Consider the following 9,585-nt stretch of genomic DNA (forward strand, 5'->3'; position numbering starts at 1 on the left):
TGAGCTTATTATGACAGCGAAATTGAACATTCCTGCCAACACTGCGATTGGTGCAACGCTTCTCGTCCTGTTACTCGTCCCAGGGCTGTATTTTGCCAAGCCAATATTGTTACCTATTGTGCTTAGCACCTTTATTTCTCTGCTGTGCAGCCCTTTCATTAATTATCTTGAAGACAAAGGTTTACCACGTGCTATTACCGTCGTGTTGACGCTGTCATTCCTCGTTGGCGCCTCAATTATTGGTCTTGCCGCCATGTCGGAGCCCGCCAAGCAATGGTGGTCTGAGCTGCCCAGTATCGTGAAAAATGTGTCGCAAGAAGTAAGCGAAGTTACTAAAGCTTCGGCTGATCACCTTAATACTCCATTGAATATCGCCAACGATATGAGTATGGATGAGGTCGGGAACAACACCGTCTTTTCTTTGGTAAAAACGCTCGCGACCACTACGCCGACGATTTTGACACAAGCGATGATCGTGCTGTTTATGGTTTACTTTATGCTCAATCATGGACGAAGCTTATTTCGAAAGTCAGTGTCTTACCTACATGGGTTCGCCAAACAGCGCCAAGCGATTGAGTTGGTCAAAGCGCTACAGAAAGACCTATCTCGATACATTGGCACCATCACTTTAGTGAATGCGGGGCTGGGGTTGAGTGTTGGGGCCGTGTTTTTTGTTCTAGGCCTTGAAGATCCATTTCTATGGGGCGCATTTGCAGGCGTGATGAATTTTGCGCCGTACCTCGGCCCTGTCATATCCATGGTGAGCTTTGGCTTTGTTGCTTATCTTCAGTTGGAGTCGGTCAGTTTTATGCTGACGGTTGTGTCTATCTATTTACTGCTCAATTTGATTGAAAGTCAGTTTGTTACACCAACACTATTGGGGAAAAGGTTTAATTTAAACCCATTAGTGATTTTTGTTTGGCTTGTTTTTTGGGGCTGGCTTTGGGGCGGAATGGGACTATTGATCGGTGTGCCGTTGCTGGTTTGTATCAATATTTTGGTTGATCGCCTAGAGCTGTGCCAATCAGCCCAAAATCAAGCAAAGCAAATCACCTCCGCGGACGTGGCACCGCGAGAGTGACTTGAGGAGCAAGCTGGTTCAATGAAACAGTTTTTCAGCGCTCACTGGCTGACTAAATAAATATCCCTGACCATAAATACAGCCTTTTTCGAATAAATAATCGGCTTGTTCCCGAGTTTCTATCCCTTCCGCGACGACTTTCAACGACAGCGTTTTTCCCATGGCAATAATGGCATTCACAATCGCGTTGCTGTCGCTATTACTTGGGACATCACTGACAAATGAGCGGTCAATTTTCAGTTTGTTGATTGGCAAACCTTTCAAGTAAGACAAAGACGAATAGCCAGTTCCAAAGTCATCCAGAGAAATCTCAATACCCAGCTCTCGTAATTGATTTAACGATGCAATGGCTTGTTGAGGGTCGATCAGTAAAAAGCTCTCTGTGATCTCCAAATCTAACCGTTGGGCAGGGTATCCGGTGTTATCGAGGATAGTACTTAATCGCTGAATGAAATTTGACTGCTGAAGCTGCAACGCAGAAACATTGACGGCGATTTTGCCAAACTCGATGCCCTGGTCTAGCCAAGCATTACCTTGCAAACAAGCTTGTTGTAACACCCACTCACCAATGCTTTGAATCAGCCCTGTTTTTTCTGCAATTGGAATAAAGTCTGCTGGTGGTACAAGGCCAAACTCTGGATGCTGCCAGCGTAATAAAGCTTCCACGCCGACAATCGTATTTTGTTCCAAGTTGTATTGCGGTTGGAATTCTAACCGGAGTTGTTGTTTTTCTATTGCTTGATGCAAAGCGGATTGAATGCGTACATGGGATACGGATTTATCGGTCAAATCCGGTGAGTAAAACGCGTAGCCGTTGCGTCCATTTTTCTTCGCTAAGTACATCGCAGTGTCTGCGTTTTTCAGTAAGGTTTCACTGTCTTGACCGTCTCTTGGGTACAAGGCAATACCAATACTGGTCGAGACACGAAGTGAGTCGTGGTTTGCCAAGTCGAATGGTTGCTGGAATACGCTTAGAATATCGCCGACGGTTTCCAGTAAGGCAACATCACTATGGATGTCTGGCAAAATAATCACAAATTCATCGCCGCCAATACGAGCCACATGCGCATTGAGGTGAAGCACATCTTGCAGACGAATCGCTAACTTAGAAAGCAATTGGTCACCACAGAAGTGGCCCATACTATCGTTGATGTGTTTGAAATGGTCGATATCTAAGAATAGGGTGGCAAACGTCTGCTGGTTTTTGTGTCCGGTTTCGATGTGTTGCTCGAGTAAGCTGAGTAAATGGGTGCGATTAGGTAGATTGGTTAATGGATCGTAAAAAGCCATGCGCTGCAGCTTTTCTTCGTGTGCCTTACGCACAGAGATATCTTCAAACACACAAATGTAGTTAATAAGGTGGTTTTTATCGTCCATTACGGCGCTAATGGTCGCTAATTGCGGATAAATGCTGCCATCTTTCTTTCTGTTGATGAATTCGCCTTTCCATTGGCCTTTGTTTTCGAGTTGATGCCACAACTGTTGATAGAAACCTTGATCATGATGGCCTGAGCGCAGAATTCGTGGGTTTTTTCCTATCACCTCTTCAGAGCGGTAACCTGTAATTTGGGTAAAAGCCGTGTTTACATCAATGATGTTGGCATTGCGGTCTGTAATGACCATGCCTTCTTGCGAATTGTTGAAAATTTGGGACGCTAAGGAGAGCTGCGTTTCTACCATTTTTCGGCGGGTGATGTTACGTGTCATCCCCAGAATGCCGATTAAGTTTCCCGCATGATCACGGACAGGAGACTTAATGGTTTCTAGCCAAGTGGGGTTATTGTTTTCATCAATTTGACGGCATTCTTCAACAATATTTTGCGTGCCCGTGGCTACCACCAATTTATCGGCATCAATGAATTTTTCCGCACGTTCATGGCTAAACAGAGCAAAATCGTCTTTTCCAATGATTTCACTGTTGGTTTTTTGCCACGCATTTTCTACGCTTCGGTTGGTCATCGAATAAAGACCATCCATGCCTTTTATCCATACGTGGTCTTCAAGGCAGTCGATAAACTCTTGTAGTGTTGGTGTTGGCTTTATTTCCGCGCTTTGATGTCGCGTTTGTTCTTGCTGACAGTGCAAGTTGATATCAAAGCTGATCCGCCCCGCCATTGCGCTTAGCCATGCCGAAACAACCGTTGATTGATCATTAGGGTGAGTCAGTGTCAGTACGGCAAGCAATTCGCCATTAGGTAGCCAAACTGGTCCAATGCTCAAGGTTTGCTCTTCAAAGAGGGTATGGCTAACTGTAAAATCTGTCGGCGTAAAGTGATCGACAACTTGCGTTATCACATCGACGATAGCACGATGATTTTGGGTTGAGGTGGACACCTCAGTCGATAGCCACTGCTGAGTATCGCTCAGAGTATAAAGCTGTCCCTGAGCTTGAGTTACATTACAGCATTGTCGCAGAACGTGTTGCCAGTCTGCCATCAAAGGCGAAGGAATAGCGAAGCGAAACATAATTAATAACGAGTCCTAAATCGCCCAAAAGTAATTATATTAGAATCTAGCGTAAGCTATTGGGCTTTGTGAGTATCGTATCCAACGCGTAGCTAAATCCTAGCAGCGTAAAGTGCTTTCTATCATTAAAATGTTATCTATATCTCTTTTTTATCCAACTTATTGCATCGTTTTTTAGGGCTTTGGATAGGTGATTAAGAAGCGTTTACCGCTTTGGTTTTCTTGCCCCATGAGACTTGCTGAATGACTAAGCCACTGATGATCAATACCAGGCCAATCAAGGTTGAAGGGTGAATTTCTTCGCCGATGATGGTAGCTAACAACATGAGTGAGATAAATGGAGAAGCAAAGATCAGATTACTGATACGCGCGGTGTTTTGCGTTGATTTGAGTGCGCTCAGCCACAAAACGAAAGTGATCCCCATTTCAAACAGTCCGACATACGTCACCGCTGCCCAGCCTTTAGCTGAGATCATCTGCCAGTCAGCACCTTCATAAAGACTTAAACCAATGGCGAATGGAATAGCGACCAAAAAGCCGAGCAGAACGCCAACCACAGGGTCGGCCTTATTTTTGGTATTTAAAATCCAGTAACCGGCCCACAGCAGCGTTGATAGCAGCGCAAGACCAACACCCAACGGGCTCTCAAATTCCATGCCTAAAAGATTGCCTTGTGTGGCAATCACAATCACGCCTACATAGCTAAAACCGCAAGCGAGCCAATCTTTAGCTCGGATCTTCTGCCCTAAGAAAACAGCAGCCATTAGCGTCAAGGTAATGGCCCAGCTGTAGTTGATCGCTTGAGCCTGAGATGCGGGCAGCAAGTCATATGCTTTGAACAGAATAACGTAATACGCCAAAGGGTTAATCAACCCAAGCAGTAGGTAATACCAAGGGTTTGAGAAAAATGTAGCGCTTAACTGGCCCAGTTTACCTTGCACACCACAGATTACTGTTAGTGCAATCGCAGAGACGATGCTGGCAATGCATAGCATTTGAATCGGCGTAAATTCTGCCAGCGTGAGTTTAAATGCGGTTGCAACGGTAGACCAAAGTAATACTGCTGAGAGCCCAAATCCTAGGGCGCGACGCTCGTTCATGATGCCTCTGCGTGATGATGTGCCGCTCGGTTTGGATAATTTGAGCGGAAGAAAGAATATTATAGGAAGGCCTAGTGTATGCGAGGATTTTTCATCCAACAAACTGGACATTTATCCAGTGTCTAAATACCATTGTTATAGATACAAAACATAGGCTAACTCGCTATTATGCAATGGATTCTTGAGTACCAATCTCTCATTCTCTCTTCTCTTTGTGCTGCCACGCTTAGTGGTGTCGCTGCCGGTTGGTGGGTGAAACAGCGTTTTATCACCCAAACTCAGCTTCTCGAGCAACAACTTTTTTCAGAAAAACAGCTTCATCAACAGCAACTTGAACAGGTCAAGCAAAGCCTTGCCGATGCTCAGCAAGAGTTGGATGAATTAGATGATGAGCGCGATAAAGCCGCGTTTGAAGTGCGTCAAACGCACGGAAAGCTGATGGCAGCTATGGAAAAACTGCGTTACTTCGAGGCCGTAAAGCAAGAGCGCCAGCAATACTTTGATGAGCTTGGTCAAATGCGTGAACACAAATCACGTCTAGAAACGCAACTGCGTGAACAGCAAGCTCGCCATGAGCAAATTAACCAAGCCAATGCAGAAAAACTGCAAATTTTAGAACAAGCGGAAGCACGCTTGAAACAACAATTTGAGCACTTGGCAAATCAACTGTTTGAAGAAAAAACCGCGAAGGTCGATTTGCAAAACCGTCAGAGTTTAGAAGGCTTGTTGTCACCGCTTAGAGAACAGTTAGAAGGGTTCAAAAAGCACGTTAATGACAGCTTTAGCCAAGAAGCTAAAGAGCGCCATACCCTAGTGCATGAGCTGAAAAACCTGCAACGTTTGAACGAGCAAATGACGCGCGAAGCGGTTAATTTGACCCAAGCGTTGAAAGGGGACAACAAACAACAAGGTAACTGGGGCGAAGTGGTGCTCGCTAGGGTACTTGCCGAATCTGGCTTGCGTGAAGGGCACGAATATCAGACTCAGGTGAACTTACAAAATGAAGCAGGCAAGCGTTACCAACCTGATGTCATTGTTCATCTCCCACAAAACAAACAAGTGGTTGTGGATTCTAAAATGGCGCTGGTTGCCTATGAGCGCTACTTCAACGCCGAAACTGATGCTGAGCGCGATCAGGCTTTGAATGCGCACTTAGCTGCTCTACGTGCACATATCAAAGGGTTAAGCATGAAGGACTACCACAAACTCAAAGGTATTCAGAGTTTGGACTATGTACTTATGTTTATTCCGGTTGAGCCGGCGTTCCAAGTCGCGATTCAAGCCGATCCGAGCTTGATTAAAGACGCGATGGAGCAAAACATCATTTTGGTGAGCCCAACAACGTTGCTGGTGGCATTGCGCACCATTGATAATCTATGGCGCAATGAACGCCAAAATGAAAACGCCAAAATGATTGCGCAGCGTGCGACAAAACTCTACGACAAATTACGATTGTTTGTAGACGACATGGAGGGGCTCGGTGGTGCGCTGGATAAGGCGAATCAAAGCTATCAAGGTGCGATGAACAAGCTTGCCACAGGGCGCGGAAATGTGATTCGCCAAGCCGAAAGCTTTAAACACTTGGGAGTTGAAATTAAACGACCGATTTCTTCCGACCTCGCGCAGTTAGCGCAGAGTGATGCATTTTCAGAAAATGACCCGTTAGTAGAAAGACATCCGGCTGAGGATAAAGTAAACTAATCGCCCGCAGTGCAGTGGGCGATTTTATTTGTCAACAAACGCCCCGTAGAGGAAAGCGCTGCCTAAGAGGAATTAGAATGACGGACACAAGTTTGCAATCCAATACAGCGTTAGAGAATGAAACCACTCACTTTGGTTTCTCTACAGTGGCAAAAGACGAAAAAGTGACTAAGGTTGCCGAAGTATTCCACTCCGTGGCAACAAAATACGACATCATGAATGACCTGATGTCAGGTGGTATTCACCGCCTTTGGAAGCGCTTCACTATCGATTGTAGTGGCGCTCGCCCTGGCCAGCGTATTCTTGACCTAGGTGGTGGTACGGGGGATTTGACGGCGAAATTCTCGCGCATTGTTGGCGATGAAGGCCATGTCATCCTTGCCGATATCAATAACTCAATGCTTAACGTTGGTCGCGATAAACTGCGTGACAACGGTATTGTGGGTAACGTGCATTACGTTCAAGCCAACGCAGAAGAACTGCCGTTCCCTGATGATTATTTTGATGTTATCACCATCAGTTTTTGTTTGCGTAATGTGACAGACAAAGACAAAGCGCTTCGTTCAATGTTCCGCGTACTGAAGCCAGGCGGCCGCCTATTGGTGTTGGAATTTTCAAAACCAGTGCTAGAGCCGTTATCTAAAGTATACGATGCATATTCATTCCACTTGTTGCCGAGAATCGGTGAGCTAGTTGCGAATGACTCAGAGAGTTACCGCTACCTAGCGGAGTCAATCCGTATGCATCCAGACCAAGAAACGCTGGAAGGCATGATGCAAGACGCAGGTTTTGAAAACACCAAATACTACAACTTAACTGGTGGTATTGTGGCTTTGCATCGCGGTTATAAATTCTAAGGGTTAACGGCATGCCATTTGAACCACTTATCACCGCTGTGATTGAAACGTCACTGAATACACTGATCAAAGACGACCCTGCATTGGGCCGTCGTTTAGCGCGTCTAAAAGGTCAAGTTATTCAAGTTCACCTGAAAGAGATCAATAAAACACTGACATTCGTTTTTAGTCAGCAAATTGATGTGCTCGGTCATTACGAAGGGCAGCCTAACTGCTATCTATCGCTCAACTTGAGTGTGTTACCAGAGCTGCGCGATCAGGCCAACATCACTCGTCTTATTAAGCAAGATAAACTTGAACTCGAAGGCGATATTCAATTGGCGCAGAAATTCTCTCAGTTGATGGTGGATTGCAAACCAGATGTTGAAGAGTGGTTGTCTCGCGTGACTGGCGATGTCGCCGCACATACCTTTGTGCAAGGTTCAAAAAACATCGGCAACTTTCTTGCGTCTCAAGCAGAAAAACACCAGCGTCATCTTGCGCAAGTAGTGACTGAAGAATGGAAACTGGCTCCCGCTCCGTTAGAAGTGGCCTATTTCTGTGACCAAGTTGATGAGGTTCGCAGCCAGGCTTCTCGCATTGAAGCTCGTTTAACGGCTTTGCTGAATAAGCTGGATGCAGATAAGCCTGCATTGGAGAAACCATGACGCCAGCAGAACTAAAGCGCTTATACCACATCGCCAAAGTACAACTGGAATACGGCTTAGATGAGCTGCTTCCCGATCACCAACTGACCAAAGCTCCGCTTTTACTGCGCAAAAGCTTGTTTTGGATTAAGAACAAGCACCCAGAAAAACCACTCGGTGAACGTCTGCGTTTAGCACTGCAAGAGCTGGGGCCGGTTTGGATTAAGTTCGGTCAGATGATGTCGACGCGCCGTGACTTATTTCCTCCGCATATCGCTGATCCCCTAGCTTTACTTCAAGACCAAGTCGCGCCTTTTGATGGCGAGTTGGCAAAAAAGCAGATGGAGCAAGCATTAGGTGGTCCGTTAGAAAAATGGTTTACCGAGTTTGATATCAAACCACTGGCGTCTGCGTCGATTGCTCAGGTACATACTGCGCGCATAAAAGACACTAACCAAGAAGTGGTATTAAAGGTTATCCGCCCAGATATTCGCCCAGTCATTGATTCAGATCTAAAACTGATGCACCGAATGGCGCGTATAGTCGCCGGAGCGATGCCTGAAGCACGTCGTTTAAAACCAGTTGAAGTCGTGCGTGAGTACGAGAAAACCCTGCTTGATGAACTCGACTTGCGACGTGAGGCGGCGAATGCCATTCAGTTGCGCCGCAACTTTGAGGGCAGCGAAGAATTATATGTTCCTGAAGTTTTTCCCGACTTCAGTAATGAAACTGTCATGGTTTCTGAGCGAATATATGGCATTCAAGTCTCTGATATTGAAGGCTTGAAAGCAAATGGCACCAATATGAAATTGCTCGCGGAACGCGGTGTGAGTGTGTTCTTCACTCAGGTGTTCCGAGACAGCTTTTTCCATGCCGATATGCATCCGGGTAATGTGCTCGTCAAACCCGAACATCCAGAGAACCCAATGTGGATAGGGCTAGATTGCGGAATCGTTGGTACACTTAATAGCGAAGACAAGCGTTATCTGGCGGAAAACTTCCTGGCGTTTTTCAATCGTGACTACCGCCGAGTGGCGGAGTTACATGTGGATTCAGGTTGGGTGCCTGCGGATACCAATGTCGATGAGTTTGAGTTCGCGATTCGCATTGTGTGTGAGCCTATTTTTGCTAAGCCATTGTGCGAAATCTCCTTTGGTCATGTGTTGTTGAATTTGTTCAACACGGCACGTCGATTCAATATGGAGGTTCAGCCACAACTTGTACTGTTGCAAAAAACGCTGTTGTACGTGGAAGGGCTTGGTAGGCAGCTATATCCTCAACTTGATTTGTGGGAGACCGCAAAACCATTCCTGGAAGAATGGATGATGAATCAAGTTGGGCCGCAAGCTCTAGTGAATGCGATTAAAGACCGCGCACCATTTTGGGCAGAGAAATTACCTGAACTGCCAGAGCTACTTTACGATAGCCTGAAACAAGGTAAAGCGATGAATCAACGTATGGATCAGCTTTATCAAGGGTATCGCCAGAGCAAGCGCCAGCAGGCGACAGGAAAGTTTTTGTTTGGCGTTGGCGCGACTTTAGTCGTATGCTCGGCAATATTGGTGAACGATGCTTTTGAGCAGCTTTCGTTGGCCTGCGGTATCGCAGGTGTCACATTTTGGCTGCTTAGTTGGCGAGCTTATCGTCAATAGACGTTAAACTCTTGAAATATTTTTGTTTGTTTAAAGACCCGAGGTAAAGAGAATGGGTGGTATCAGTGTTTGGCAACTTCTAATCATTGCTGTAATTGTTGT

The 9,585-nt window shown here is 45.9% G+C and carries 7 protein-coding genes; 5 read left to right on the plus strand and 2 right to left on the minus strand.

What is annotated here, in order from left to right; all coding sequences use genetic code 11:
* Positions 1 to 10 precede the first annotated feature (10 nt).
* Positions 11 to 1,081: an AI-2E family transporter gene (locus tag R7041_RS13060; protein ID WP_064368889.1), complete on the plus strand. Its 1,071-nt coding sequence runs from the start codon at positions 11 to 13 to the stop codon at positions 1,079 to 1,081.
* 18 nt (positions 1,082 to 1,099) lie between these two features.
* On the opposite strand, the gene R7041_RS13065 is transcribed toward R7041_RS13060, so the two are convergent.
* Both R7041_RS13065 and R7041_RS13070 read right to left on the minus strand, forming a co-directional pair.
* The gene (locus R7041_RS13065) at positions 1,100 to 3,547 is read right to left on the minus strand and encodes an EAL domain-containing protein (RefSeq protein WP_206949370.1); all 2,448 of its coding nucleotides are present in this window, start codon (positions 3,545 to 3,547) and stop codon (positions 1,100 to 1,102) included.
* Between the two features lie 194 nt (positions 3,548 to 3,741).
* Positions 3,742 to 4,647, minus strand: coding sequence for a DMT family transporter (locus R7041_RS13070; RefSeq protein WP_054579547.1), 906 nt, complete (start codon positions 4,645 to 4,647; stop codon positions 3,742 to 3,744).
* A 168-nt stretch (positions 4,648 to 4,815) separates the two neighbouring features.
* Here R7041_RS13070 and rmuC point away from each other — a divergent pair, with 168 nt between their 5' ends.
* The 4 genes from rmuC (at position 4,816) to ubiB (ending at position 9,483) form a co-directional block, all read left to right on the plus strand.
* Positions 4,816 to 6,348 carry a DNA recombination protein RmuC gene (gene rmuC / locus R7041_RS13075; protein WP_033905890.1) on the plus strand — a complete coding sequence of 511 codons (1,533 nt, stop codon included), beginning with the start codon at positions 4,816 to 4,818 and terminating at the stop codon, positions 6,346 to 6,348.
* A gap of 77 nt (positions 6,349 to 6,425) precedes the next feature.
* Positions 6,426 to 7,205 (plus strand): bifunctional demethylmenaquinone methyltransferase/2-methoxy-6-polyprenyl-1,4-benzoquinol methylase UbiE, encoded by a 780-nt coding sequence (gene ubiE, locus R7041_RS13080; RefSeq protein WP_005379210.1) that lies wholly within the window; start codon positions 6,426 to 6,428, stop codon positions 7,203 to 7,205.
* Between the two features lie 11 nt (positions 7,206 to 7,216).
* Positions 7,217 to 7,852, plus strand: coding sequence for an SCP2 domain-containing protein (locus R7041_RS13085; protein ID WP_005379213.1), 636 nt, complete (start codon positions 7,217 to 7,219; stop codon positions 7,850 to 7,852).
* Entirely contained in the window at positions 7,849 to 9,483 is a 1,635-nt protein-coding gene (gene ubiB, locus R7041_RS13090; RefSeq protein WP_318114847.1) for a ubiquinone biosynthesis regulatory protein kinase UbiB, read from the plus strand. Before R7041_RS13085 ends, ubiB begins: the two co-directional genes overlap by 4 nt.
* The last annotated feature ends 102 nt before the right edge of the window (positions 9,484 to 9,585 follow it).

Source organism: Vibrio sp. 1751 (genome assembly GCF_033339895.1).
GTDB lineage: Bacteria > Pseudomonadota > Gammaproteobacteria > Enterobacterales > Vibrionaceae > Vibrio > Vibrio alginolyticus.